Raw genomic sequence first — 25,409 nt, 5'->3', positions numbered from 1 at the left:
ATTGCCATGAAAAAAATCGTATCGGTTATTCGCTCTTGAGCGAAAAAACGGGGTTTGCCAGGGCTGCCTGAATGGCTTTTGCGCTCATAGTAAAAAGGGCAATGAGCAGAGTAGCAATGCCGGCAAGAACAAAAGGCCAGACATTGATACTAATGCGGTAAGTGAAATCCTCCAGCCAGAGGCTGATGATGTAATAGGCAACAGGAGCCGCCAGCACAAAGGCGATCAGCACCAGTTTCACGAACTCTTTCGAGAAAAGTCCGGCAATATGGAAGATAGAGGCACCCAGCACCTTGCGTATGCCTACCTCTTTCGTGCGTTGTGCAGCCATAAAAGCTACTAAGCCGTATAGCCCCAGGCACCCAATAAAGATGGCGATGAACGAGAAAACCTTAAACAGCTTGTTCTGCCTTGCCTCATCGCGGTAAAAGTTAGCAATGGTTTCATCCAGGAACTCGTAATTGAAAACGTCGTCCGGATAAGCCATTCCCCAAACCTTTTCCAGGTGATTCAGTGCTTCCTGCTTTTGGCTCATGTCAATCTTTGCAGACAGGAACAGGTAGTTTTCTAGATTAGAAAGCAAAATACTGGGGTTTATGGGTTCGTGCAGCGAGTTCTGGTGAAAGTCTTCCACTACACCAACGATAGACGTTTTGAGTTCGCCTCCGCCCAGTATAATCGTTTTACCAATGGCATCTGCCGCACTTTCTATTCCCAGCTTACGGCGCATCGTCTCATTTATCAGCACAGCAGCAGAGTCACTTTTTGTGTAAGCACGTCCTGCTGCCAGTTTTATATTATAAAGGTCCAGGTAGCTTTCATCTGCATACTTCATATTCGCCTCAAAAGGAGCATCTTCACTGGAGTTGTTGAAAGAGAAGTTAGAGCTAAAGGTAAAATTGGCAGAGGGTGGCGTAGCTGCAAAGCTTACCTGACGTACGGCCGGATTGCTGAGAAGCTCCTCGCGCAATGGAATCAGTTTCTGCCCCGCCTGGTTCGGCAGGAATACAGTCACTACGGCATCTTTATCGAAACCAAGCGACTTACTCCTGAAGTAATCCATCTGTTCGTTTACCAGGATGGTGCAGATAATAAGCACCTGGCAGATGGTGAACTGCAGCACCACGAGTCCCTGGCGTATGGGCAGCCCTGATACCCGCTGAGTGTTAATTCTGCTTTTGAGGGCTGCAATCGGCTGGAACCGCGCCAGGATCAGGGCGGGGTATAAGCCTGCAAAAAAGGTCACGAGTAAGATTTCCGCCAAAAGGAACAGCAGCAGTACCGGGTCCCGCAGAATGCTGAAGTTTATCTTTAACTCCAGTAGTTCGTTGAGGTAGGGCAGCGCCAGTTCAACCAGTATCACAGACAGGAACGTTGCCAGCAGCGTGATAAGGAATGTTTCGCCGATGAACTGCAACACCAGTTGCCCCTTGCTGCTGCCCAGCACCTTGCGCACGCCTACTTCTTTAGCCCGCTTCATGGCCTGTGCCGTTGCCAGGTTCACAAAGTTAATACACGCTACCAATACCAGAAAGACACCTATAACGGCCATAGACCATATGATCTCCCTTGAAATAGTGCGCTGCCCATAGTTGCCATAGTCAGGGTTAAAGTGCAGGTCACTTAATGGTTGTAGTGCAACGGTCTCAAAGCCTCGTCGGTTCTGTTCTTTATGTCTGTCAATAAAGGAGGTTAATTCAACTGCTTTTGCTTCAGGGGAGGCTCCTTCCGGCAACAGCACATACAGCTGGTGGTTGCTGTGCAGCATATTAAAGCTGTTCACGTCCACTTTGCTGTGGTTCTTGAAAGACTCATAAGATATAAACATCACAAAAGGGAAGTCTGTATTTGACGGTGGGTCCGGAATAACAGAAGTTACCTTTAAGTTGAGGATGTTGTTGAAGCGAATCACCTTGCCAAGAGCATTCCCATCAGGGAAGTATTTGTCTGCTATACTTTGCGTGAGCACCACATTGTTCGGTTCTGCCAGTCCGGGGCGTGGGTCATTGGCACCTGTTTCAAAGTCAAAGAGGTCAAAAAATGCTGGCTCTACAAATGCAATCGGGTTGTCCTCCAGCAGGCGTTTTGGTGCCTCGCCATTATCGCTAATGATGTTAATCTGGGCGCTTTCCTCGCCATATAGCTGCGTCAGGTTTTCCAGGCCTAGATTGCCGTTAGTGCGGAGGAGCCTGGCCACCGGGAATCGCGCCCCTATGTGCTTGTTCACCCCATCAGCGTGGTTATAATGTGAGTTCATACGATAGACGCGGTCGGCCTTGCTGTGGAAGGTGTCGTAGCTCAGTTCATACTTTATCACCAGGAAGAGCAGGATGCTGCAGGTAATGCCCAGCGTGAGGCCGGCAATGTTCAGGAGGCTGTAGCTCTTGTTGCGTAACAGTGAACGTAAGGCGGTAAGGAAATACAACTTTAACATAGTTTTGTTTTGATTACAGAGTTAGGTAGGGTGGTCCGGACCCTGCTCTTTCTGTTGCCAAGCCTGTGCCAAAGACTTAAAGCCCTGAAAACGCGCTTCCAGCACTTAGTAGTTGCTGGAACAGTGTCCGGGAGTGGACATATTTCGTCCACACATGGACACCACACAGTTCCAAATTTGGTCGGAAACACTTAATTTGAGTCAATATAAGAATGGCTTAATATTTCTGTAGATTTTCCTGAACCCAATCCAGAAACCAAGATAATGAACGAACAAAACCTGGGCCGCATACTGGTGATTGATGATAATGAGGACGTGCTGTTCTCTGCCAAAATGCTCCTGCGCAAGCACGCCAAGGAGGTTGTGATGGAGAAAAACCCGAAGAAGATTCCGTTCCTCGTATCCAACGAAGACTTTGACCTGATCCTGCTGGACATGAATTTCAGCCAGGACATTACCAGCGGGCAGGAGGGGTTTTACTGGCTGAAAGAAATTCTGAAATACGACCCCTCTGCGGTGGTGGTGATGATAACAGCCTTTGGCGACGTGGAGATGGCAGTGAGGGCTTTAAAAGAAGGAGCCACAGACTTTGTGCTGAAGCCCTGGCAAAACGAGAAACTGCTGGCAACCCTGTCGGCGGCGGCAAAGCTTCGGCATTCTTATAAGGAAGTGAGCCAGCTGAAAGAGGTAAACCGGACACTGGCGACCCAGTTAAATTCCCATCAAGAAATCATCCGGGGCGAGAGTGCTGCCATGCGCCAACTCTTCTCTATTATAGACAAAGTAGCCCGGACAGACGCTGATATCCTGCTGCTGGGGGAAAACGGCACCGGCAAGGAAGTCATAGCCCGTACCATCCACGAGCGTTCGTCTCGCGCCGACAAGGTGTTTGTGACCGTGGACATGGGAGCGATTACAGAGTCTCTTTTGAAAGTGAGCTTTTCGGCCACAAAAAAGGAGCCTTTACCGATGCCAAAGAAGACCGCATAGGCAGGATAGAGGCGGCGAACGGCGGAACCCTTTTCCTGGATGAAATCGGCAACCTGTCGCTGGCCATGCAAGCCAAACTGCTGACGGTACTGCAGCGACGGGAAGTGATACGGGTAGGCACCAACAAGCCTGTTCCGGTGAATGTGCGCCTGATTTGCGCCACCAATATGCCCCTGAAAGAGATGGTGCAGCGGAATGAGTTCCGGCAGGACTTAATGTACCGCATCAACACCGTTGAACTGAACCTGCCGCCCCTGCGTGATCGCCTGGATGATATACTGCTTTTTGCGTCGCACTTTCTAGGTGTGTATGCTCAAAAGTACAAGCAGCCGGCCAAGCGTTTGTCTGACTCCGGACTGTCCCGCCTGCGCCGCTATAACTGGCCCGGCAATGTGCGGGAGCTGCAGCATGCCCTGGAGCGGGCCTCTATCATGAGCGACAACCGGGAACTGCAGGCGGAGGATTTCTTCTTTCTGGCTGAGCCAGAACCAACCTCTGTCGCCACACAATTGGATGCCTCCAGCCTGGACCTGGATGAACTGGAGCGGGAGGCGGTGCAAAGGGCCCTGCAAAAGCACGATGGCAATATTTCAAAAGCTGCGAAAGAACTAGGGCTTTCGCGCGGTGCCCTGTACCGAAGACTGGAGAAGTATGCGCTTTAAGAACTACCGGGTGCAGCTTGTCCTGCGCCTGCTGTTGCTGTGTGCCTCTGTGTACGCGCTGGCCCTGGTTGGCTTTAACCCCGATTACCGAAGCACCTTCATCGGTCTTGCGCTTTTTGTGCTGCTGCAGATCTGGCTCCTTGTGCGGTTTTATAATAGCACAAATAAACTCTTCCTACGCTTTCTGAACTCTATTAAGTATGATGACTTTACGGAGCAGTTCCATACCGGCGGAGAGGGCAGATCACTGAAGGAGCTGTCGCTGCGCCTGAACGAGGTGATGGCGAAGTTCCGGGAAGTGCGGGCAGAAAAGGAAGCGCACCTGCAGTATTTCGAAGTGGTTGTGCAGCATATCGGCATCGGTATCATCACCTTTAAACCAGACGGCTCGATCCTGCTCCTGAACAATGCAGCCCGGAAGCTGCTGAAGGTAGGCAAGCTACGGCAGGTGCAGGAGCTCAGCAACATTAGTTCCGAGTTGGCGCAGGGGCTGCAGCAGCTGGAAAATGGCGATAAGGTGCTGGTGCCCGTAAGGCATGGAGCAGAACTGGCCAACCTGTCGGTACACGTAATCGAGCTCTCGTTGCTGGGGGAACGGGTTCGGATGGCTTCGCTGCAGAACATACAGAGTGAGCTGGAGGAGAAAGAGATGGAGGCCTGGCAAAAACTGATACGGGTGCTGACGCACGAAATCATGAACTCTGTCACGCCGATTGCCTCCTTGTCGTCGAGCGCCTGCGAAGAGGTAAGCAGTTATATTGATACACCGGCAGAGGAGGTGACGCTGCTGCGCGAGGAGCTGGCCGATATCGGACAATGCCTGCAAACCATCAGCCGCCGCTCCGATGGGCTGATACATTTTGTGAACGACTTCCGCAACCTGACCACCATTGCGGTGCCACAGCTAAGCCACTTTAATGTAACGGAGCTACTGCGCGAAATTAAAACACTGTTGCGGGAGCAGCTGGTGGCAAAGCAGGTGACCCTGCAACTGGAAGTGCCATCAGATAGCCTTATTCTTTCTGCTGACAGGGCCATGATAGAGCAGGTGCTGATAAACCTTGTGAAAAATGCCATGGAGGCAGTACAGGAACAGCCGGAGGGCAAAGTGCTGCTGCGCGCTTACCACGATGAACGCAGCCGCATCAGCATAGAAGTGGCAGACAATGGCCACGGCATGACACCGGAAGCCATGGCGAAAATCTTTATTCCCTTTTTCACCACCAAAAAGACAGGCTCCGGTATTGGGCTCAGCCTGTCGCGCCAGATCATGCGCCTGCACAAGGGCACCATATCGGTGCAGTCTGAGCTGGGGAAAGGAACCACTTTTTTGCTGCGGTTTTAGGTGTAGCAAAATTTTGTTGTACGGGCGGCACTTTCTGGGTTGTCTGCTACAACAGCTACAACTTTTCAGGGCTAAATGCTTATAAGAAAAGAGAAGCAACGGAACAGCGGTATGACAAGCAAGGAGCAGGATGAAGGAGTACTGGTAAGCGCAGACAGCACGGCGCCCATGATAGCTAATATCAGGGCAGGCGCCCAGGACATGGTGCTGGACGAAACAAGTGTGCTGACAGGTATGAAAATTGGCCCGGACCCTTATGATTATATTTTAAGTGCCCTCGGCGCCTGTACCGTCATTACGCTGCACATGTATGCCCAGCGTAAAGGCTGGCCCCTGCAGCGTGCAGAAGTGCGCCTGCGCCACGGGCGGGTGCACGCTAAAGACTGTGAGGACTGCGAAGACACCGTATCTAAGCTAACTCAGGTGACAAAGCAATTACGTTTAGTAGGGGATCTGACTGAAGCGCAGCGGAAACGGCTGAAAATCATCTCTGCCAAATGCCCGGTGCAGAAAACCCTGGAGGCGGGGGTGCAGGTTGTCACCCAAATGGAAGAGGATTGACTCAGGCTTTCTGTACTTCAGCTAAACCAAAATATTCCTCCAGGGTATAGTCCCCAACCTGTGGCGCTACGCAATCTTCCGAAGATACTGCTACCAGGAAAGCCAGTTTATCATACAGGTTCCGGTTAAATAGCCGGAGCAGTGGCAGTGTTTTCTTTACCACTCCAACAGGTACGGAAAGGATAGGGCCTGAATAGCCTGCGGCCTTACAGGCCAGTTGTACCAGCTCCAGGCGGCTGTAGAGGTGTTTGCCTCCAATGGGTATAGTGGCAGGTGCCTGCCCGATACATGCTACGGCCACTTTGGCAAGGTCTCTTTCATAAAGCAGGTTTGTTTTATGATGGCCGTCTCCCATAGAGCCATCATGCCTTTGCGTGCCAGGGCCACCACCTCGTCGAAAGCAGAAAACAGCGCCGTCGGCTGCAGAATACTGTAGCTGATGCCGGACTTCATCAACGCCTCAGAAAAATCAGCATGGGCTTTAAAGTAGGCCAGCTCCGGGTGCTCCTCTGCCTTGAAAGCCGAGATATAAAAGAACTGTTGCACGCCCGCCTTTTTCGCCTCAAGTAATAAATTAAAATTGGCCCCATAGTCTATGTCATAGAAACTACTTCGGCTCTTGTCCTTCAGGCTGATGCTTTTGCCGAGCGCTGAAACCACCACCTCTACACCATCGCAGCCTCCAGCAATTTGCTCCGGTATAGTGGCATCAGCCACAAAGACAGCGTCGGGAGCGGGAGCGAGGGCGGCTGCCTTGGTGGCAGAACGAGCCAGCACTGTTACACTATACTCCTGCAACTGGAGCTCCCGCAACAGGTGCTGTCCCAAGTGACCGGTGGCTCCGGCCAATAATATCTTTCATAGGTTAAAGGGAGACTGGTAGTAACCTAAAGGTAAGCGCTTCAGCCAATTTTAGCAATGCACCATACCACGCCTTTAACAGCAGCAGGTAAAGAAATTAATTTTGCTATCTTCGTTCTGAAAGACTTTCTGCCGCCCATTAGAGGCAGCTTTACTTTTAGAACTTATGCTCAGAAAATTCACCTGTACCTATCTTATTGCCGGGCTGCTTGCCTGCGGACTAGTGGCCTGTGTGCCAATAGAGCAGCAGGGCGGCACAGCCACCGGCAGTAGTGCCTCCAGTGCTCTACGCTATGAAGATTATGTTTATGATGAAACCATCACGTCGGTGCAGGCTTACCTGTCTACCGGGCTGGAAGATGAGGTGCTGAACCCGGCCGTGACCCCACTTGCGCAACAGCAGCCCATTGTGCTGGAGTTCGACAGGCTGAATGCCCGGCAACAACGCCTGCTGGTGAAGCTACGCCATTGCGATGCCAACTGGACGCCCTCCACCCTCAACGATACCCAGTTCCTCTACGATTTCAATGAGTTCATCATCACAAATGCACAGATATCGGTAAACACACGCATACCCTATGTGCACTACCGTTTCGTGGTGCCTAAGGTGCGGCTAAGTGGCAATTACCTGCTGGTGGTGCAGGAGGAGGGGGGTAACACCCTGCTGACACGCCGCCTGATGGTGTACCAGGATGCTGTTACCGTAACGGCCAAACTGGGGGCTCCCCTGGGCCCTGGTGGTAGAGAGACCCGGCAGCCGCTTGAGTTTAATATCATGTACCCGAACTACGAACTGGTGAATCCGGCAATGGAGGTAAAGACCGTTTTAAGGCAGAATTACCGCTGGGACAATGCCAAAACCATCAGCAAGCCAACCTTTATACACGATGCGCAGCGCCGCCTGGAGTATGTATTTTTTGAGCCGGATGAGTTGTTTAAAGGGCTGAGTGAGTTCAGGGCCTTCGATACCCGCAGCCTGAATTTCCGCAGCATTGGCGTGCAGAGCATTGACCTGCAGGCAAACCCCATCGTAGTGACCCTGGAGCCGGGCAAAAACCGGCAGGCGCAGGCCTACTCGCAGGACCCCGACATCAACGGCATGCGGATTTTCGGGAACAGGCAGTATGGCAACGGCGATATAAACGGCGACTACACCTGGGTTGATTTTGAATTGCAGGTATCAAGCCAGGCACCGGGTGCAGTATACATACAGGGAGAACTTACCAACTGGCAACTGACGGATGAAGCGCGCATGAGGTACGATGCCGAACGCAATGTATACGCTGGCCGGATGCTGCTGAAACAGGGGTACTACAATTACTATTATGCCCACAAACCGGATGCAGCTACTCCTCCTGATGCTAGCTATTTTGAAGGCAGCCATTTCCAGACCGACAATATCTACGACATCCTGGTTTACTACCGACCACCCGGCACCCGGGCCGACCTGCTGGTAGGGTATGAGCAGGTTTTCTTTAACAGGAAATAGCATGAATTATTTCTTTATAGATAGAGCAGACAAACGTATGTTCACGCCTATCCGGTAGTTAGCACATACAAATTATAAACAATTCTTTAGAAGTATGGATGAAACAGAAGATTCAGAATTGAGCTTCAAAAGCTTCAAAGAGTATGGCAGGAGGCAGTTCATTAAGAACGAGTTTAATGAATTAGATAAAATAACAGACAAATGGGGTTTCATTAGACAGATGTATATGGAAATGATACCACAAATAATGGCAAGAGCTAAGCAGGACGTCTCTATACCAATTAGCCCATATTTTCTGGACTGGGGAACCCATTTCTCACCAATAGAATATAATGCTTGGATATCCATAAGGGCTATGAGAATTGCTCTGTATCCTCAATTCCCACTTTTTAACTACTTCATAGATTTTGCCAACCCTTACCTTAGGATAGGATTAGAACTCGATGGTAAAGATTATCATGATGAAGAAAAGGATAAAGTTAGAGATAAACTTCTTTACAAATTTGGTTGGAGAATATTCAGGATTAAAGGGAAAGAAACCTATACTGAGTTCAAAGACATTTACGAAATTGAGTCCGATTTCTCCGACTACCAAGATGAGGAACAAAGATATGCTAGTCTAGCTAACTGGCTGTTGAATAGTTGTGATGGAGTAATTAGCGCCTTACGAATTGTATATTTCGAAAAGCAGCACAGGGATGAAGCAATATGGTCCTTAGCAATACAGACACTACAGAAGCACAATTTGGTAGGTTTTCAAATCATTGATGATGAGGAATAAAGAGTGCTAACCACGTGTATACCTCATGCTTCGCACATCGTCTACACTAGTCCGTGAGCGGGAAGCACATCGGCACTCAATAAAAACTTTAAGAAAAGTTCTATCATAACTTCAGCTCCATGAAATCGGAAAAGGAAAAAATGATTGCGGGTGAAATGTATGACCCACTGGACAAACAGCTTGTGGAAGACAGACTGCAGGCCCGGTTGCTTCTAAAAACACTTAATGAAACAAGAGAAGACGAAACATCGGAAAGAAGCGGTGTACTAGAAAAACTTCTGCCACATGCAGCAGCAGACTTATGGGTACAACCACCTTTTTATTGTGACTACGGCTACAATATGAAAATTGGGGAAAGGGTGTTTTTCAACTTTAGTTGCATTGTACTTGATGTAGCTCCGGTAACTATAGGCAGCCGTAGCATGTTTGGACCAAATGTACAGGTGTATACTGCAACCCATCCTTTGAACCACATTAAAAGAAGTTCGGGGCGGGAATATGCAAAATCCATAGTGATTGGTGAAGATGTATGGATTGGCGGCAGTGCCGTCATTTGCCCAGGCGTAACGATTGGCGATAGAAGTGTAATTGGTGCAGGTAGTGTAGTGACAAAAGACATACCTTCTGATGTATTTGCTGCCGGAAATCCTTGCAGGATAATCAGACCCTTAACACCAGATGAATGAATCCGCAATACCTGCCGTGAACAACAGTTTTGCGAATTTGGGCTGGCGAACTAAGTGTAGAGCAAGCTCCCGGATTTGTTCAGCTGAAGCCCGTAGCGCAGCGAGGGTTAAGACTGCGCTTTGCTGGTAAGCGACTTTTTTCCTACACTGTAATCTCAATCAAGCCAAATACAACCTTATCACCATATTTGGCCTGTGCCTCAGCTTTGTTTAAGAATTTAACCTTCTTTATTTGCTCTGACTTGATGTTGCTTAGCTGGCGCTGTCTGGCTGAGTAGGAGGTAAGGAGCTTTTCATTTACGGCAATGGGCAGTTTATATTGGATGCCAATTTGTCGTACCTGCTCATGCACCTGCCTGTAGATGTAATTTTCAATGTCATGGTCAGCGGTAGACTTGACCATGACACACTGGCCATCACTGAACCCAAGTTTCGCCAGCTTCTCCCTGCTTGCTGCCCGCTCAAAATGTGCCAGCTGCTGGTAGGAAACAATATCATTGGCAGAAGATATCATGCCGTCCACTAGATGGATGCAGTCCTTGTCATACATGTCTACGGTCAGCACATCCCCAGTCAGCCCCTGACTGTCCAAAGTGGGTACTTCTAAAAGCCTACCGTTAACCTTTTGGGAATAACCCTTTGTAAAAGCAAACAACATGAGCAGGCAGGGGATATAAAGTTTAGTTTCCATAGGTATACCCTTTAAATTATAAAAGAACTGATAACAGCTCCTTCCCAGGTAAAGCGAATGCTGCGACATATTTCGCTCCTTCCTCTTCAGGATTTATTTAAAACGCATGCCGTTATATTATTAATATGCAAATGCTATATTTAATTAACTAATTGAGTAAATTGAAGTACGATTTGCACCTTCTGTTCCTTTTGCCACTTTACAGCGATACCGCCTTATGAAAACAATCTTCCAACTCCTGCTCGCGCTTCTATGCGTCAGCACTTCTTTTGCACAGACACCTGCGGACAAAGTCGAAAACCTGCGCGTTTTCCTGGACTGCCAAACCTACTGCGACAGGGACTACATCAGGCGGGAAATCCCTTTTGTGGACTATGTGAATGACCGCTTCCAGGCCAACGTTTACATCCTGATTACAGCGCAGACCACGGGAAGCGGGGGGCGTGAGTACAAGCTTCAGTTTGAAGGACGGGAAGCCTTCTCCGGGATGAATGATGTGAAGGCATACATCAGGGAGGCTACTGCCACAGACGATGAGGACCGGAGAGAGGCGGTAGAGAAAATCAGGCTCGGGCTGATTCCCTACATCCTGAAGACAGAGAAGGCAAAGGACATGGTCATCTCTTTCAAGGACGCCGATAGCCAGCCAACCGGAATCGCTACCAGGCCGGAGGAGGACCCCTGGAACTTCTGGGTGTTTAACCTCAACATGAACGGCTATTTCAGCGGGGACAGAAACTACTCCAGCAGCAGCCTGAGCGGTGGGATTAGCGCGGGCAGGGTAACGGAAAAGCTCAAGACCAGCATCTCCCTGCATGCCAATAAGAACAAGAACCGCTTTGGAGAGGGTGACGAGCAGTTTACCTATACCAACGAGCGCTATGGCTTCAGCAACACCACGGTGTGGTCACTCACCAGCCATCTGTCAGCGGGTGGCTATGTCAGTGCGCAGAAGTCTGACTACAGCAACTATGACCTGTCTCTGGCTGTTACACCGGCTGTAGAGTATAACTTCGTTCCCTACTCAGAGTCGAACAACAGGTACATTGGCCTGATGTACAGGGCCGGCCCACAGTACTTCAACTACATCGAGGAAACCATCTTCTCTCAGAAAGAGGAGCTCCGGTTTCAGGAGAGCCTCTCGCTGGACGTGAGCTTCAACCAGAAATGGGGGCGGGTGAGCGGATCCACCTCCTTCAGCCATTATTTCCATGACTTCTCAAAACAGCGGCTTTCCTTCTCCGGCTACGGGGAAGTACGGCTGGTGAAGGGACTCTCGCTGAACGTGGGCGGGTACTATGCCATACAGCGGGACCAGTTGAATATCATCAAGGGGACGGTCTCTGACCAGGACCTGTTAACCAGGCGGCGCCAGTTGGACTCCAACTATGACTTCTACTTCAACTTCGGTGTTCGCTACAGGTTCGGCTCGCTGTTCAACAATGTCGTAAACCCACGCTTTGATGGTGGCGGAGGAATGATGTTCTACAACTAAGTAAAGCCAGCTTAATTTATAGCTGCCTACAATGAAATGTGGAAGTAATGAGGCTAAAAAGTATCTGCAAGTGGGAGAGGAGCGGTAGATGCTTTGAGCAGCCCTTTGAATGCAGGTGTATACGGAATAGAAATTGTAAAATCAGACCATTCTCCTTCCTCAGAAGCTACTCTCATTTCTCCGCCATGTCCTTTCGTGATGATGTCATAGGAAAGCGAGAGACCTAGTCCCGTGCCCTGACCGGTGGGTTTAGTGGTGAAGAAGGGCTGGAAAACCTTGCTCTTCACGCTCTCCGGCATACCTGTTCCATTATCACGCACCCTTATCTCTACCTGTCCCTCCTGCTTGTGGGTGCTTACCGTTACCTTCGGCTCGTAACCTGGCTGTTCCAGCTGCTGCTTCTGCTGTACAGCATAAAAAGCGTTGTTAAAGAGGTTGAGCAGCACCCTGCCCAGTTCCTGTGGCACTACTTCAACTTTCTTCAGGTTCTCATCAAAGGAGGTTTCTATGGAGCAGGTGAAACCTTTGTCTTTGGACCGAAAGCCGGAGTAAGCCAAGCGCAAATACTCATCTGCCAATGAGTTGAGGTTTGTGAGCTGTTTTTCTCCTGAACTGGCACGGGAGTGCTGCAGCATGTTCTTTACAATGCTATCTGCTCGGCGGCCGTGTATTTGGATCTTCTGTAGGTTGTGCTCAAGGTTTTCAAAAAGCGCGTCTTCTAGCACAGGGTCAGGGGCTTCTTTTCTCTTTTCCTCGCGCAGTTCCGTCACTAGTTCCTGGCTAACTTCTGCGAAATTGTTCACAAAATTGAGGGGATTCTGGATTTCATGGGCGATACCGGCGGTAAGTTCTCCCAGTGAGGCCATTTTTTCAGACTGAATTAACTGCGCCTGCGTAGACTTCAGGTGCTGAAGCGACTGCTGCAGTTCAACTGTCCGGTCTGCTATCTTCTGTTCCAGTAACTTGTTCTCCTTCCTCAGGCTTCGGGAGCGGTAGGCAATATAACTCCACAGGCTTGCCGCAAATACAGTTGCAAACAATCCGTAGGCCCACCAGGTCTGCCACCAGGGCGGGTGTATGGTGACAGGAATTATCTTCTCTGCCCAAACACCTTCACTGCTGGCCGCTTTCATCCGGAACACATATTTACCCGGCGGTACTTTATAGTAAAACGCTGTTTGCTCTGTGTTAGCCTGCCGCCAGCCGGTATCATAGTTCTCCAGCATATAATACTGCCGGTTCTGGCCGGGGTTGGTGAAATGAATGCCAGTGAAATGAAAGGTAAACACATTTTGCAGGTGTGTGAGCGAAATTTCTTTCGCCTGACCCACTGGGACAGGCACTGGATCCTCTTCTCCGGGCCTTGCCGTTTCATCGAAAAGGCGAAAGTCTGTCAGTTCAATATGCGGTGGGTTCTGATTATGCTTTGCTGGGGCATAAGTATAAAAGCCTAAAGTATCTCCGACGTAAAGGTTTCCGTTTCTTCCTTTATGTACAGCCAGTATGTGTAAAGCCCCGGGATCAAGCCCGCTTTCTGTTCCGTAGGTAGAGACGACATTCTCCTTCCAGTTAAGTTTAATAAGGCCGGTGCTGGCACTAATCCAAAGGTTCTCCTGGTCGTCCTCTAATATTCCCCTGACACTGCTAATAAATTTATCTGTGCTATTGGCTCTATACCTTACAAGTTCATCATTTTGCTGATCGTAATAATACAAACCAGTCTGGTTTGAGCCAACCCAAACCTTCCCGGAGGCATCCTCCCGGATGCTGGTTATCTGAGTAGTTGGAACAGGATAATGCCTGAACTTGCCAGACTTTCGCTCCAGCACACTCACCCCCTTCCCATGCCATGTTCCAACCCATACATTTCCTTCACTGTCTTCATGAATAGCTGAGACAACAGGACTGTTCACGCTGTTAGAGTTATCAGGTTCATGCTGAAAATGGGTAAAAGTCTCAGTCTTCGTATTCATCCGGTTCAAGCCACCTTTCCCTGTGCCTATCCATAGAAAGCCCTCCCTGTCTTCATGAAGAGCAACTACTATACCTTCGCCTATGCTGGCTGTCACCTTCGGGTCATGGGAATACAGCTTGAAAGTTCCTTTCTTCGAATCCCGCCGCCATAGCCCTTTTTCCCCGCCAATCCACATAATACCCTGCCTGTCTACTAAAAATGTATACACAGGTTCCTTTGCAAGCCCTGGAGGCAAAGACGGGTAAGGAGTTAACTGCTGGTTGCCTCCACTGCTCATTTCATACAACTCCAGTCCTTTATGGGTGCCAACCCAGACTTTTCCGCTAGCATCTTCGAACAAAGACCAGACTAACGCTTTAGTGGGCTGATAGGCAAAATTCAACTGCATGGGGTCAGTCCGGTATAGTCCAGCCCAGGTGCCTACCCAAAGAACGCCCTCTTTTGAGTTAAAAGCCCGCCAGACGTCATTGTCCTGCAAACCGCAGGAACTTGTGGTGCCGCTCACATAATGCGCCACCTTCTCCTTTCCCGGATCGTAGCGGCTTATACCGCCGCCTATGGTTCCTATCCAGATGGCCCCGGTCACATCTTCGTGAATAAAGCTAACGCCGTCCTGATTCTTTCCTCTGATGGGCGTGCGGCTTAGCTTGTCTGGCTGGTTAGGATCATACTGGTGCCGGGTAAATGTTCCCTTCTCCCTATCCATCGTATGCAGTCCGTCTCCCAAGGTGCCCACCCAGAAAGTGCCCCGGCTGTCTTCGTAGATGGCCCTTACTTTGTTGTTAATTAAGGTGCTAGGGCCTTGGGATGGTGGAGATAACGGGTAAAGGTGCCGGTCTTAGGGTTGAAGCGGTTTAGCCCCCCTTCCCCCGGCTTCGAATTCCAGGGGCTGCCCGTTCCAACCCACAGTGTCCCCTGCCTGTCCTGGTACAAAGCCCGCACCTGGTCATGGCTCAGGCTGGTGCTGTCCTGCGGGTTATGCTGATAACGGGTGAAGGTGCCACTCTCCGGGTAAAAGCGGTGGAGTCCGCCATGTGTTCCGACCCACATTACTCCCTCCCGGTCTTCCAGTATTGCCGTTACAAAATTGTCACTCAGGCTAGCCGGGTTCTTTGGTTCGTGGACATAGTGGGTAAAGGTGTTGGCGTGAGGATCAAAGTGGTCCATACCACCCCCGAAAGTACCTATCCAGATTGTTCCATCTTTAGAGACAAAAATTGTTTCGGTTAAATTATATCCTAGTGAGTTTTTATTATTCGGGTCGTGGTAGTACGAGGTGTAGCGGTATCCGTCGTATCGGTGCACTCCATCCGCGGTAGCAATCCAGACAAACCCCTGGTGGTCCTGCGCAATTCCTACAATTCCCCATTCAACTCCTTCTGGGGGATGAACTTTGGTGAAAAAAGGATGCTGGCTCCGTGCAGGCAGGCTGGTAAAAAGGAGCAGGAGCAGAAACAGAAAAGTTCGGTTAAAGATAAAGATTTGCTTCATTCTTCTGTTCTTTTGAAGATAATGTACAAGCGCTAATTAGGTCGATCCATGGCTAAGTTGGTAGCAGGATAAAACTGGCGAAGCAGGCTCATTGAACACTTGGGCTGCTCCCGCAAGGGCAGGAGTTGCAACAGGAAGCTAAACTATAAAAGAGGAATACTCTCCCATTCATGACTCCATTAAAAGTCTTAACAAGCTTATAGTCAATATCGATATACGTTATGTTATGATTAAAATATGGAAAAATAGAATTTATTTATTTAGATCTTCATGCTTTCAGGAGTGTAGCGAGAGGAAAGGTAGTTGAGATAGGGCTGGTTCCTTCAGAAGAATCTTTACCTTCTCCAGCAAAGTAGTAACTGACCTAATCGGGAGATGTTAAATTGACAGGTGGCGGTTTGAGTGTCTGAATAGTGTCCGCAGGTAATTGAAAGAGCCCCCAGCTGCTGCTGAGGGCCTTCTGAGTAGACCGCAGTATTGAATTATCGCACTTTATCTTCAGGGATTTAGTGCCCATTAGAAATTATCTTGAAGTGGGAGAGGAGCGGTAAACACCTTTTCATCAGTAGCATTTGGTGCTTGATTTTTATAACAAGATGTTATGTTGCTGAGTCCGCAGATCAGCAGGAGCGCAAGGGTATAACTTCTAAGTATAAATCAGGGTTGGCTGTCATTACATTAAAGATGAGACAACAACGCTAAACATGAATCATCCCGGAGTTTAGGAGTGGGATGAAAAAAGAGAACCTCCTGTTTTAGTGGTAGCTATATCACTTAAAGCAGGAGGTTCTTATGTCTAGTCGTATTTCTAACGGTGCGGGCGAGGCTGATGTTTTCTCTTTGGCCCGCTTTTTCTCCCACCGCCTCGAGGAGTTTCTCTCCCCCTTCCTGGTCAGGCTCGATGAGTTGCTCGACCACCGTCTGGTGCGCACTTTCCTGGGCCTGTGCCAGAGCCTGATTCGCCACCGGAGCCGCTCCACCGCCCTTCTGCTCAGTGAGCTGGGGGGCGTGCTGCTCTCTGGCGACAGGGCCCCGGCAGGCACCAAGCGCCTATAAAAATAATCCTGACCCTATAGCTTCACGCGCTTGCCCGACTCTGCGGCTTTATAGATCGCTTCCACTATCCGGATGTCGCGGAGGCCTTCCTCGCCTGGCACCAGCATCGGCTTGTTCTGCATGATAGCCATGGCATCATCGTCCATTTGCTTTGCCTGCTGCCACGGCACCTCGTACGGGTGGTTGATTTCTCCGAGCGGGCTGCTGCCTTTTACACCGGCATAACTCTGGAACGGCTCCATCTTGATTTCCCCTTTCTCGCAGGCAATGTTCAGGAAGTTAATGTTCTCACCGAAGCTGGTCTTGATGTCGGCAACCACACCACCCGGAAACTCCAGCTTTGCCACTGTTGTCTCGTCAATGTTAGTGTATATCTCAGGGCGCGTAGTAGAGATTTTAGCCGATGCAATGGCGATAGGCTCCAGGCCTGTTCCCAGTCGCGCACCTTGTATGGAATACACGCCCATGTCGTAGAGCGCCCCCCCGCCCAGTTCCTTTGTTTGCTTCCAGTGGTTCGTGCGGCTCTCGCGGTAGCCGGCGCCGCAGCTTGCCTGCTTCACCTTGCCCAGCAGCTTCTGGTTCACGATACGCATGTACTCCTGTGTGTTAGGTTCGTGCTGCAGGCGGTAACCAATCGCCAGCTTTTTCTTATTCTTGTTACAGGCGTCAATCATCTCCTGGCATTCCTGCTCCGTCATGGCCATGGGTTTCTCGCACCACACATGTTTGCCGGCATTGGCCGCCCGCACCGTGTACTCACGGTGCATGGACGGGGGCAGTACCACGTATACCACATCTATATCCGGGTTGTTGGCGATCTGGTCGAAAGTCTGGTAGTTATATATGTTTTTGTCGGGGATGTTGTACTTCTTCTTCCATGCCTCGGCCTTAGAGGGGGTACCCGTCACGATGCCGGCTAGGTAGCAATTCTTCGTCTGCTGCAGGGCCGGTGCCAACAGATCGGTGCTATAGTAGCCCAGGCCTACCAGCGCCACACCGAGGCGGTCTTTTTGCTGGCGTGTGGCCGCCAGTAGCGCATGTGGTGAAAAAAGAGCGGCGGTAGTACCTAATGCAAGGCTTTTCAGGACATCGCGGCGGGAGGAGGTAAAGGTCATGGCTTCCGTCTTTTGTGTTATATAGGTGAAGATATTATTTTAAACTACCTGAATTGTATATACTGCTAGTTTAATTATAAAACCTGATGTTTCCATACAAAAAGGGTAAACATTTGGCTGTCTGTGAGTGATCTCCTGATTCAGAAAATCTCATTCATCCTATTATCCCCAATGCAGAAATTGATATATTTTGTTTATGCGTATAAATAAGATGATTATGAGTTAGGGCTTAGTAAGGTCCAAAGATTAGTTACAGGTAAATTAAATTAGACAATAAGCACCAGATCAAGAGACCAACAAAAGAAGCAGCGCCAAAAAGAATTCAAGGAAAGGAAAGAACATCAGGAGTCTCTAAAAGTTGCGGTAAAAACAGCTAAGGGCGATTCATCTGGAAAAGATGATAAAATGGATAAGGTGTCCAAAATCGAAGACTAAGCTTATATCCTTTTTTTCAGAACATGATGCGGTTCCTTGCTTCAATGTAGAAGTTTCTTTAAAAATAGAGGCTCTGTTATAGCTAAAAGTTGATATTGTCGTTATTTCTGCGTATCTTTGTATAAATCAAAGGGATATATGGCAAAGTCAAAGGTAGACATTCTGAAAGAGATTCAGAAGTTGGACAGCAGGGAATTAAAGCAGCTTTCCAAGAACATCATCGAGATTTTAGCCAAGGCTTCCGAGAAGCACAACCAAGTAGCCGAGCAGCTAAACGAGGGCATGGAACGTGGTTGCCCTGCCTGCGGCTCTGTCTCTGTAGTGCGGTACGGCTACCTACAAAACCGCACGAGGTTCCAGTGTAAGGACTGCAAGAAGACCTTCACCGACTTAACTGGAACAGCCATATCCTACATCAAGAAGAAGCACCTGTGGGAGCAGTATATCACCCTGATGGTGGAAGGCAACTCCTTGCGTGAGATAGCTTCTAAAATGGATATCTCCTTGAAAACTGCTTTCGACTGGCGGCACAAGATACTCACTGCTTTCGAGGAACTGAGCAAAACCAAGTTCAACGGTATCGTGGAGGTTGACGATGTGTGGTTCCTCAAAAGCGAGAAAGGCAGAAAGGGGTTGACCAAGCCAAGGAAGCGTGGCGGCACGAACAGGCGTGGCGATAACAGCGACCAAGCGAAGGTGCTGTTCTCTGTTGACAGGTCTAAGAACATCGACCTTACCGTTGCCTGTATGGGAAGGTTGAAGCGCAAGGACTTGGACAGAATACTGCGCAACAGGGTTAGTGCCGACTCCAACATCATCTGCTCCGACAAGCATCCCTCCATCAAGTCGTTCGCCAAGACACACGGCTTCACGCACTACCGCATACACGCTTCCAAGAAGCAGTACTCGGTGGGGAAGATATACCATGTGAACAACCTGAACAACCTTGCCAAGCGGTTCAAGGATTACATCAAAAAGTTCAACGGTGTAGCCACGAAGTATCTGCAAAGCTACCTGAACCTGTTCAAGTTCATCGAACTCTTCAAGAAGCAAAAAGGTATGGTAAGTGAACTATATCATGCTTCTCTTTCTGATAAACTGACTTTGGGTAGGTACTCTAATATCGAAGGTCGTTACCAGTGTTTAGTTTCTTAACAGATAATATGATGTATCTAAACTTCCCTATTAAAATGAAGAGTATAATAACTTCACTTTTGTTTTTTATTTCCTTCATGTCATACAGCCAGCACCAAATCTGTGACATAGATAAACTCTATAGTTATCTTCACTCCAAAGGATTAGCTGACAAAGGAGATAAAGAATATATTAAGTGTACTCCAATAGTTACAGAGGCTAATGGTGATGGTGTTTACTCCTTTGGAATTGATGAAACTGATTCTTTTACATTTTTCTTTATTCAAAAGGACTCCATAATTAACTTCGTTGACAACTCCAAAATTGATAATATCTTCAACGATGCGTCAGTATATCTGAGAGAATCTACGCTGCCTGTAGAAAAGAAAATATACTGTTATCAAAAGCTAATTGAAATAACAAAAGCAAATACAATAGACTATCCTTGGTATTTACCTGAAAAAGAGGAAAACTAAACGAAGTCTGTTTGTTAAAACGTTTGTGAATCTACACCATCAACATTTATCTATAACAGAGCCAAAATAGATAAGATTGATGATTTAGCTTCATATCCACCATTCTGTAACTAGGGAGAAATTATGTTTTCTTCTGCTTTGATCCAGGATGCCCTGAGCTTTGGGAGTCTATAAAACTGTTATAAGAGAACCCAAAGTGATACTTGTCGAACCAAGAAAGCCACTCCATTTGATTTGGAGCGGCTTTTTTGCTGTAGTAGACCTCCATGTCGAATTATCGAACCATATCCACAAAGATTTTATGGCTGTGGTAAAGTATCTGCAGGTGGGAGAGGAGCAATAAACACCCTCTTCTACAATAGAAACTGATTGTCTTTTTATCATAAGATGTGTTATGACGCAAATAGTCTTTACGGCACACTAGAGGAGGTGTGGCGGGATCCACTATCTGGATGGTGCCTTCCAGGGCACCATCCAGGGGGAAGAGGTAGGCTAGTGGGTGTTTTTAAAGCTGACGGGAAAGCCGGTGGAGAACAGGCCGAAGGAAGACGTCACAAAGCAGGTAGCAGGAAAGTTGCCTGAAGGGTAAAGCCAGCCTGAAATATACCTTCAGAAATCGTGTAGGAGCCGCCGGCTTTATGGAATTTCATCTGCCTTTGCTGCTATAAGAGTTAGAACATGTTAAAACGGAAGAGCCGCTACTCATAGGAAGTAGCGGCTCTTTTACCTTTATATGATTGTGTTGCAGACTACAGGGTAGTCGGCACCTCGTAGAAGCGGAGCTGCAGCACTCTCAGACCGTTGTTGTCGTAGTCCCAGTAGTAGCCCTCCATCTCGTCTGAGAAGAGCGGGTAACGCTGTGGGTTGTCAACACCGTCGTCTGTGATGTCAGCGTAGATAGTCAGCAGATCAGCAGATACGTTCTGGAACTTGGAGCCGCCCTTCTCGCGCATGGTCACCAGCGACTCCAGGCTGCACACTTCCTCGCCTGTTGCCACGTCGGTGGCGCAGGTGGTCACTGTTACCTTGCCTCCCGGCTTGCCAAGGGCGCGCGCATACACTGAGTAGGAGGTGATGCCGTCGCCGTCAGCGTCCGGGCTAGGAAGCTGGAAAAGGGCGCCGTCACCGTCTGTGCCGTTGGCGTCGAGCACCTGGAAGGTGCCGTCGGTGAGGTCAGCGTTCTGCAGGTTTATCTTCGTCTTACCTTCCAAGTTGACGAAGATGCGGTGGCCGCTGTTGCCGTCCATGGCGGCCGTCTTGTCCTTGGCAACGCCGATGATGTTAAGGGTGTAGTGCGCCCCGCTTGGTGCCCCGTTGCCGGTGGCAAGCGATGTGGACTTTGCGCTCATAGAAGCGGCAGGGGCGACATCGTGCTCCTCGGAGCAGCTCATGGTGAAAAGAGCTGGCAGGACCAGCAGGCTCAGTAGTTTTGCTTTGTTCATACTATATATGAATTTTATATATTTAAGATACGCCTTCTACTGAGCATGTTAAAAAAAAGTTTAATAATTTAATTATTTTTTTTATTTGAATTGTACATACTTAGGCAGTGCTGTATGCTAAGGCAAGACATGGATATATAGGTTGGTTCTCTCATTTACCTGCGGCTGGCATGCCACGGGCTTTTTACCGCCTGGTCCGGCTGCCGCCGTTTAGGACGTGGGGTGGCGGGATTGCACCGGTTCTGGAGAGAGATATAAATAAAAAAACCGCCCTGCCTAACGCAGAGCGGTCTTGTGGTGCCTATGCTCTTGAAGTTCCCTTCCTTCTGCTGTGCTGGGGCAGGAAAGGCCGCCTACATATCCTTGCTTATAGAGAAGCTGCCGTCGCCGTTGAAGTTGGTCAGGATGACAGTCACGGTCCATGCCCCGGGGGCGCCAGTGGAAGTCATTCCTGACTTAGAGTCCTCGGAATCTCCGGCAACAAGGGTTTTATCCAGTACAAGCTGTCCGTTGGCGTCCTTCATCAGGAGCTGGAAGCTACCGCCTTTAGTGGCCGTAATGTCCATGTTGTACTCTGCCTTGGAGGAAGTGTTCTGCCAAGTGTAAGTCTTTGAAGAGGAGCCTCCGTTTCCCGTCACGTCGCCGTCCACATCCCCCGTTGTGACGGAGGTAAATTCCACGTTGGCCATGTGAGTTTCTTCTTCCTTCTCGCAGCTGCTGAGGAATCCTGCGGCAGCTAAGATAAATACCATTAATACCTTTGTCAGTTTCATTTCTGCACCCTCTGTTCTTAAGTTGAATGGGTTGGTTTTCAGTGGCTCCAGGTGATTTCCGTAAGAGCCAACCAAAAGTAGTCAATTCTTTTAATATATAGATAATATAATATAATCTATTTCTGCAGGAGGCAGTTTCGGGAAGAGTGAGGGAGTGGGCCTGAGACCCCAGGCACCGTGCGCTTGGTTTGAAGAGAGCAGCTGCTTGGTGCCTTACCTGGAACAGCTTGGCATTTCAGAACTGGCGTAGGTGTAGGTGCCGCTTTAGAGGAAACTACCCTACTCTGACTAAACAGTGATGCTGCTTCCTTTCAGACCCCGGTCACAGTAGCCATCCGATTCAGGAGCCTGTTGCAATCTTCTCCATGGTCATGTGCTGAGGCAGGTGCGTGGGGGCATTCTCCACATCACCCCCTGAGACAATGCGCATAACAGGGGCTTCGGGTTTTCGCACCCATCCGTAGCCTCTGTCCGGCTCCTCTGCATGACTTAGAAACAGAACAAGGGCACTGCACAGGGTACATACCAGTAAAAAGAGGCCAGTTAAAGTCAGAGCTATCGCCATAGTTGTCAGGATGGTTTATAGTGATAATTAATATATATGCATCTACGAATATATATTTCCATAGGTTACACCCTGGTGCCTGTCGTGTAAAGGGGCGGCAGGAAGAGAGGCCGGCGCTTCTGTAGTGCAACCACAGTATTCTTTAACTGCAATCCCGGAAAAGGTGGGAATGGTGAGAGATGAAGGAAAGGTTAAACTAAAAAAAATAAATTTATCAGAAGGTAGCTAGAGCTGTTCTATAACGCCTGCTATGTCAACTAGTAACTGAGTAGGTCAGACTCACGAACTGACAGCACAGTACTGCAGTGCTTTAGCTTTCTTCAAGCACTGCCGGTTTCACTGCGAAGCTATTTTGGACCCTTATAGCATATCCAAAGTTATCATCCTGCTTGTTCGTAAAACCACCCACAATCTCATATTCTCCGTAGGAGCCAGGGGTGAACATCAGAATATAATAAGGGCCTGTTCTGATTACCTTTGGCTTGAATGTGACGCCGCTTTCTGTGTTCCTGCAGGCGACATGGGAAAAATCAAACACCGAGTCTCCGGTATAGACATCTGTTATGTTGACTGTGAGAAAAACTGTGTCACCTAGCTGGTACTGGCTTTTGTCCAGGTAGGAAGGGAAGCTTGGACCAAACTTACAAAATGTACCCCTTTCCACTGACTTCCGCTGCAGCTCACTCCCTTCGATAGCAGTGGCACAGTACAGCAGGCCATAGAAGGCTGCACTGTCAGGGGAGGATGCTACCTGCTCCCTTAGCTTTCTCAATGGTACAGAGAGCTCATGGGGGTTCTCGTATGGTTTATTGGACTGGTGCTCTATGGAGTCAGCATACAGCAGCAGGCTCTCCAATGTAGGCTTCCGGACGAAGTTTCGCCTCCAGGAGGCTATTCTCTCCATGTCTGCCTTCAGAAGAGAATCTGCACGTCCCAATCGGCCTGTTCCTAACTCATTTATCACCTCTGACAATATTATCTCGTTCTGGAAAACAGAGTTCTTGTAAGCATCTTTTATCAGAACCTGTTCCAGGTCACGCTCTTCCCTGGAACAGGAGAAAAGCAGCAAGTTCAGTGTAAAAGAAAAGTCTTTTCATATTACATGCCGCTGGCGGCGGCTGCGCGCGAATATACATTCTTCTGCGCTGCCTTGTTTCTAAAAAGGAGGATTTGTATTTGTGAGGGAGCCAATCATAGGCTAATTGATAGATTCACCTAAAGGTACATAGTAGGGGAGGGCACCAAAAAGAATACTGCAAACAACAGAAGCTTTACCTCCTCAAAAAAACAATTATTAGCCGAATCGAGAGGTGTTAAATTAACAGGTGGCGGTTTTAGTGTCCGAATAGTGTCCGAAGCAAATGAAAAAAGGCCTCCAGCGTGAACTGAAGTCCTTTAGTGTAGACCGAAGGATTGAATTATCGAACCTTTTCCACAGAGATTTAGCAGCTTTGGAGCATTATCTACAAGAAGGGGAGGAGTAGTTTATCCGGTCAAGGAAAATTATTGGCGAAGGGGCAGTTGCTACCACAACGATATAAGGCAACCTTGTAAGTCTGAAAGTGTTTATTGGCAGGAATTTAATTATATTTGGATACGTCATACCTGAAAAAAGTAACACATGACATCTATAGAATCTGCCGCATTAGAGAAAACTGCCGAAGCAGCCAAGGGGATATTTGATAAGCTTTTCGGCCCCACGTTTGAAGAATTTGGGCTTATGATTGGCGATAATATCAAAGTTCGAAGGCTCAAGAACCAGCTAAAAAATTTTCAAAAGATCGAAAAGATTGTTGCGGATAACAACATAACTGTTAAACAGGTTGATTTAAAGGTGCTAGTCCCGTACTTGGAAAATGTCTCGCTTGAAGAAAATGAAGACTTGCAAGATATGTGGGCTAATCTGATGGCTAATTACATTGATTCTGCAAAAGTTTTTGCAACTACAGTTTATCCTGGCATTGTATCGCAATTATCTACGGAAGAAGTAAGGATATTAAACAGCCTTAGAGAGCGGCGGGATAAATATTATAGAGAGCTGTATCCAGGCTACGCAGAGATGAATCCAGAACCCCCGGAAGTTATTGACAGAACTCCATTATTGAATTTGATGAGACTTAACCTTGTCGAGGAAGTGCATGAAATAGAACAAAGTGAGAAGCCTCATTTTCTGACAAGAGCACCCGAACTGCAAGTTAAGTACAAGTCCACTAACAGATTCAAATTAACAGAATTCGGCATGTCACTTTTGGTTGCTTGCGAAAGGTAAGGTCACTCCGAGGACTTGGATCCTTTATCCAACGGTAAAAAGAAAAGGGCAGGGAATGACACTGCCCACCTGTTGCCAAGACTTAGATGCTAATCATAACCAAATCCTGATTTTGCAACATATATAGCCCCGCCTTATGCCAAGGCTTTATGTTACAGGGCCTATATGTCAATTCTGTATAACTCTATTGTATTCCCTCTTGTATTCTGCATGTTGAAATGGGGACCTAAACTTTGAAATCCCGCTTAACATGTGAAGGGTTTCCCATCCACGAGAACCATTGTAAATAGGATTCCAAGAAATATCTGTGTCAGTTATTTCACGTTCCCCTATGCCTGTATGCCCCATGGAGTTATAATAACTACCTATTCCTCTGTTACCGTAATAACCACTTAAAACTGCAGTATTTGAGTCGAATTCAACCACCACTTTCATATAATAGTTTTTAATGTAATTGGGCTCAGTAACAAGATAATTATGATGGGTTTCTGAACTTACCTTGAACTTCATTCTTAAGAAACTTTGTACATAATAGTCCTTCAGCTCCTCAGCTCCCAAATTAGTTGTAACCCTTATTTTACTAGGGTGTGTCTGATGAATACTTTTTCAGGTAAAACCTAATAAAAGCCAGCTTCAGCATCGCTAAGAAACTGACGGCTAATTTCTCATATCTTGTAGCAACT

General features: G+C 48.3%; 22 protein-coding genes and 1 pseudogene. 11 read left to right on the top strand and 12 right to left on the bottom strand.

Going from position 1 to position 25,409, the window contains the following annotated elements; genetic code table 11:
• Positions 1–25: 25 nt before the first annotated feature.
• Positions 26–2,434 (bottom strand): ABC transporter permease, encoded by a 2,409-nt coding sequence (locus ACYVB1_RS17175; protein WP_460925026.1) that lies wholly within the window; start codon positions 2,432–2,434, stop codon positions 26–28.
• Positions 2,435–2,698: 264 nt separating this feature from the next.
• On the opposite strand from ACYVB1_RS17175, the pseudogene ACYVB1_RS17170 reads away from it, so the two are divergent.
• The 3 genes and pseudogenes from ACYVB1_RS17170 to ACYVB1_RS17160 all read left to right on the top strand — a co-directional run bounded on the left by ACYVB1_RS17170 (position 2,699) and on the right by ACYVB1_RS17160 (position 5,992).
• Positions 2,699–4,086: pseudogene (locus ACYVB1_RS17170) on the top strand (sigma-54-dependent transcriptional regulator).
• Positions 4,076–5,431: a sensor histidine kinase gene (locus ACYVB1_RS17165; RefSeq protein WP_460925025.1), complete on the top strand. Its 1,356-nt coding sequence runs from the start codon at positions 4,076–4,078 to the stop codon at positions 5,429–5,431. The pseudogene ACYVB1_RS17170 and the gene ACYVB1_RS17165 overlap by 11 nt, the downstream one beginning before the upstream one ends.
• Positions 5,432–5,506: 75 nt before the next feature.
• Positions 5,507–5,992: an OsmC family protein gene (locus ACYVB1_RS17160; protein WP_460925024.1), complete on the top strand. Its 486-nt coding sequence runs from the start codon at positions 5,507–5,509 to the stop codon at positions 5,990–5,992.
• Between the two features lies 1 nt (position 5,993).
• Here ACYVB1_RS17160 and ACYVB1_RS17155 read toward each other — a convergent pair whose 3' ends face one another.
• Both ACYVB1_RS17155 and ACYVB1_RS17150 read right to left on the bottom strand, forming a co-directional pair.
• Positions 5,994–6,293, bottom strand: coding sequence for a hypothetical protein (locus tag ACYVB1_RS17155; protein ID WP_460925023.1), 300 nt, complete (start codon positions 6,291–6,293; stop codon positions 5,994–5,996).
• The gene (locus ACYVB1_RS17150; RefSeq protein ID WP_460925022.1) at positions 6,284–6,841 is read right to left on the bottom strand and encodes an NAD(P)H-binding protein; all 558 of its coding nucleotides are present in this window, start codon (positions 6,839–6,841) and stop codon (positions 6,284–6,286) included. The genes ACYVB1_RS17155 and ACYVB1_RS17150 overlap by 10 nt, the downstream gene beginning before the upstream one ends.
• Positions 6,842–7,019: 178 nt before the next feature.
• On the opposite strand from ACYVB1_RS17150, the gene ACYVB1_RS17145 reads away from it, so the two are divergent.
• The 3 genes from ACYVB1_RS17145 to ACYVB1_RS17135 all read left to right on the top strand — a co-directional run bounded on the left by ACYVB1_RS17145 (position 7,020) and on the right by ACYVB1_RS17135 (position 9,809).
• Entirely contained in the window at positions 7,020–8,342 is a 1,323-nt protein-coding gene (locus ACYVB1_RS17145; RefSeq protein WP_460925021.1) for a type IX secretion system plug protein, read from the top strand.
• Between the two features lie 94 nt (positions 8,343–8,436).
• On the top strand, positions 8,437–9,123 hold the full coding sequence (locus ACYVB1_RS17140) for an endonuclease domain-containing protein (RefSeq protein ID WP_460925020.1): 687 nt from the start codon (positions 8,437–8,439) through the stop codon (positions 9,121–9,123).
• 119 nt (positions 9,124–9,242) lie between these two features.
• Positions 9,243–9,809, top strand: a complete 567-nt coding sequence (locus ACYVB1_RS17135; protein ID WP_460925019.1) for a sugar O-acetyltransferase — start codon at positions 9,243–9,245, stop codon at positions 9,807–9,809.
• A gap of 142 nt (positions 9,810–9,951) precedes the next feature.
• On the opposite strand, the gene ACYVB1_RS17130 is transcribed toward ACYVB1_RS17135, so the two are convergent.
• On the bottom strand, positions 9,952–10,500 hold the full coding sequence (locus ACYVB1_RS17130) for a hypothetical protein (RefSeq protein ID WP_460925018.1): 549 nt from the start codon (positions 10,498–10,500) through the stop codon (positions 9,952–9,954).
• A 217-nt stretch (positions 10,501–10,717) separates the two neighbouring features.
• Between ACYVB1_RS17130 and ACYVB1_RS17125 the strand changes: the two genes are divergently transcribed.
• Complete coding sequence (locus ACYVB1_RS17125) at positions 10,718–11,995, top strand: hypothetical protein (protein ID WP_460925017.1); 1,278 nt, start codon at positions 10,718–10,720, stop codon at positions 11,993–11,995.
• 53 nt (positions 11,996–12,048) lie between these two features.
• On the opposite strand, the gene ACYVB1_RS17120 is transcribed toward ACYVB1_RS17125, so the two are convergent.
• On the bottom strand, positions 12,049–14,697 hold the full coding sequence (locus ACYVB1_RS17120; RefSeq protein WP_460925016.1) for a sensor histidine kinase: 2,649 nt from the start codon (positions 14,695–14,697) through the stop codon (positions 12,049–12,051).
• A 59-nt stretch (positions 14,698–14,756) separates the two neighbouring features.
• Positions 14,757–15,461 carry a ligand-binding sensor domain-containing protein gene (locus ACYVB1_RS17115; protein ID WP_460925015.1) on the bottom strand — a complete coding sequence of 235 codons (705 nt, stop codon included), beginning with the start codon at positions 15,459–15,461 and terminating at the stop codon, positions 14,757–14,759.
• A 792-nt stretch (positions 15,462–16,253) separates the two neighbouring features.
• Here ACYVB1_RS17115 and ACYVB1_RS17110 point away from each other — a divergent pair.
• Positions 16,254–16,517 (top strand): hypothetical protein, encoded by a 264-nt coding sequence (locus ACYVB1_RS17110; RefSeq protein ID WP_460925014.1) that lies wholly within the window; start codon positions 16,254–16,256, stop codon positions 16,515–16,517.
• A 14-nt stretch (positions 16,518–16,531) separates the two neighbouring features.
• On the opposite strand, the gene ACYVB1_RS17105 is transcribed toward ACYVB1_RS17110, so the two are convergent.
• Positions 16,532–17,632, bottom strand: coding sequence for a Gfo/Idh/MocA family protein (locus tag ACYVB1_RS17105; protein ID WP_460925013.1), 1,101 nt, complete (start codon positions 17,630–17,632; stop codon positions 16,532–16,534).
• Positions 17,633–18,205: 573 nt separating this feature from the next.
• On the opposite strand from ACYVB1_RS17105, the gene ACYVB1_RS17100 reads away from it, so the two are divergent.
• A complete protein-coding gene (locus tag ACYVB1_RS17100) occupies positions 18,206–19,222 on the top strand; it encodes an IS1595 family transposase (RefSeq protein WP_460925012.1) in 1,017 nt (338 codons plus the stop codon).
• A 35-nt stretch (positions 19,223–19,257) separates the two neighbouring features.
• Positions 19,258–19,677 (top strand): hypothetical protein, encoded by a 420-nt coding sequence (locus ACYVB1_RS17095; RefSeq protein ID WP_460925011.1) that lies wholly within the window; start codon positions 19,258–19,260, stop codon positions 19,675–19,677.
• Positions 19,678–20,426: 749 nt separating this feature from the next.
• Here ACYVB1_RS17095 and ACYVB1_RS17090 read toward each other — a convergent pair.
• From ACYVB1_RS17090 to ACYVB1_RS17075, 4 genes are all read right to left on the bottom strand, one after another.
• Positions 20,427–21,119, bottom strand: coding sequence for a hypothetical protein (locus ACYVB1_RS17090; RefSeq protein ID WP_460925010.1), 693 nt, complete (start codon positions 21,117–21,119; stop codon positions 20,427–20,429).
• Positions 21,120–21,472: 353 nt separating this feature from the next.
• Positions 21,473–21,967, bottom strand: a complete 495-nt coding sequence (locus tag ACYVB1_RS17085) for a hypothetical protein (RefSeq protein ID WP_460925009.1) — start codon at positions 21,965–21,967, stop codon at positions 21,473–21,475.
• 265 nt (positions 21,968–22,232) lie between these two features.
• A complete protein-coding gene (locus tag ACYVB1_RS17080) occupies positions 22,233–22,457 on the bottom strand; it encodes a hypothetical protein (RefSeq protein WP_460925008.1) in 225 nt (74 codons plus the stop codon).
• A gap of 310 nt (positions 22,458–22,767) precedes the next feature.
• Positions 22,768–23,526 (bottom strand): hypothetical protein, encoded by a 759-nt coding sequence (locus ACYVB1_RS17075; protein WP_460925007.1) that lies wholly within the window; start codon positions 23,524–23,526, stop codon positions 22,768–22,770.
• A gap of 552 nt (positions 23,527–24,078) precedes the next feature.
• On the opposite strand from ACYVB1_RS17075, the gene ACYVB1_RS17070 reads away from it, so the two are divergent.
• Complete coding sequence (locus ACYVB1_RS17070) at positions 24,079–24,726, top strand: Abi-alpha family protein (protein WP_460925006.1); 648 nt, start codon at positions 24,079–24,081, stop codon at positions 24,724–24,726.
• A 168-nt stretch (positions 24,727–24,894) separates the two neighbouring features.
• Here the strand turns inward: ACYVB1_RS17070 and ACYVB1_RS17065 are convergent, their stop codons facing one another.
• On the bottom strand, positions 24,895–25,236 hold the full coding sequence (locus ACYVB1_RS17065) for a hypothetical protein (protein ID WP_460925005.1): 342 nt from the start codon (positions 25,234–25,236) through the stop codon (positions 24,895–24,897).
• Positions 25,237–25,409 lie beyond the last annotated feature (173 nt).

The sequence above is a fragment of the Pontibacter brevis genome, from assembly GCF_054779655.1.
Note: the sequence above shows the minus strand (reverse complement) of the source record. Positions and strands in the feature narration are given on the sequence as shown.

Excerpts from the sequence above, each read along its gene's own strand:
- ACYVB1_RS17145 (WP_460925021.1), top strand. The coding sequence starts at position 7,020 with ATGCTCAGAAAATTCACCTGTACCTATCTTATTGCCGGGCTGCTTGCC.
- ACYVB1_RS17090 (WP_460925010.1), bottom strand. The coding sequence starts at position 21,119 with ATGAACAAAGCAAAACTACTGAGCCTGCTGGTCCTGCCAGCTCTTTTC.
- ACYVB1_RS17065 (WP_460925005.1), bottom strand. The coding sequence starts at position 25,236 with ATGAAGTTCAAGGTAAGTTCAGAAACCCATCATAATTATCTTGTTACT.
- ACYVB1_RS17160 (WP_460925024.1), top strand. The coding sequence starts at position 5,507 with ATGCTTATAAGAAAAGAGAAGCAACGGAACAGCGGTATGACAAGCAAG.
- ACYVB1_RS17110 (WP_460925014.1), top strand. The coding sequence starts at position 16,254 with ATGTCTAGTCGTATTTCTAACGGTGCGGGCGAGGCTGATGTTTTCTCT.
- ACYVB1_RS17135 (WP_460925019.1), top strand. The coding sequence starts at position 9,243 with ATGAAATCGGAAAAGGAAAAAATGATTGCGGGTGAAATGTATGACCCA.
- ACYVB1_RS17100 (WP_460925012.1), top strand. The coding sequence starts at position 18,206 with ATGGCAAAGTCAAAGGTAGACATTCTGAAAGAGATTCAGAAGTTGGAC.
- ACYVB1_RS17080 (WP_460925008.1), bottom strand. The coding sequence starts at position 22,457 with ATGGCGATAGCTCTGACTTTAACTGGCCTCTTTTTACTGGTATGTACC.
- ACYVB1_RS17070 (WP_460925006.1), top strand. The coding sequence starts at position 24,079 with ATGACATCTATAGAATCTGCCGCATTAGAGAAAACTGCCGAAGCAGCC.
- ACYVB1_RS17095 (WP_460925011.1), top strand. The coding sequence starts at position 19,258 with ATGAAGAGTATAATAACTTCACTTTTGTTTTTTATTTCCTTCATGTCA.
- ACYVB1_RS17165 (WP_460925025.1), top strand. The coding sequence starts at position 4,076 with ATGCGCTTTAAGAACTACCGGGTGCAGCTTGTCCTGCGCCTGCTGTTG.
- ACYVB1_RS17130 (WP_460925018.1), bottom strand. The coding sequence starts at position 10,500 with ATGGAAACTAAACTTTATATCCCCTGCCTGCTCATGTTGTTTGCTTTT.
- ACYVB1_RS17115 (WP_460925015.1), bottom strand. The coding sequence starts at position 15,461 with ATGAAGCAAATCTTTATCTTTAACCGAACTTTTCTGTTTCTGCTCCTG.
- ACYVB1_RS17125 (WP_460925017.1), top strand. The coding sequence starts at position 10,718 with ATGAAAACAATCTTCCAACTCCTGCTCGCGCTTCTATGCGTCAGCACT.
- ACYVB1_RS17105 (WP_460925013.1), bottom strand. The coding sequence starts at position 17,632 with ATGACCTTTACCTCCTCCCGCCGCGATGTCCTGAAAAGCCTTGCATTA.
- ACYVB1_RS17140 (WP_460925020.1), top strand. The coding sequence starts at position 8,437 with ATGGATGAAACAGAAGATTCAGAATTGAGCTTCAAAAGCTTCAAAGAG.
- ACYVB1_RS17175 (WP_460925026.1), bottom strand. The coding sequence starts at position 2,434 with ATGTTAAAGTTGTATTTCCTTACCGCCTTACGTTCACTGTTACGCAAC.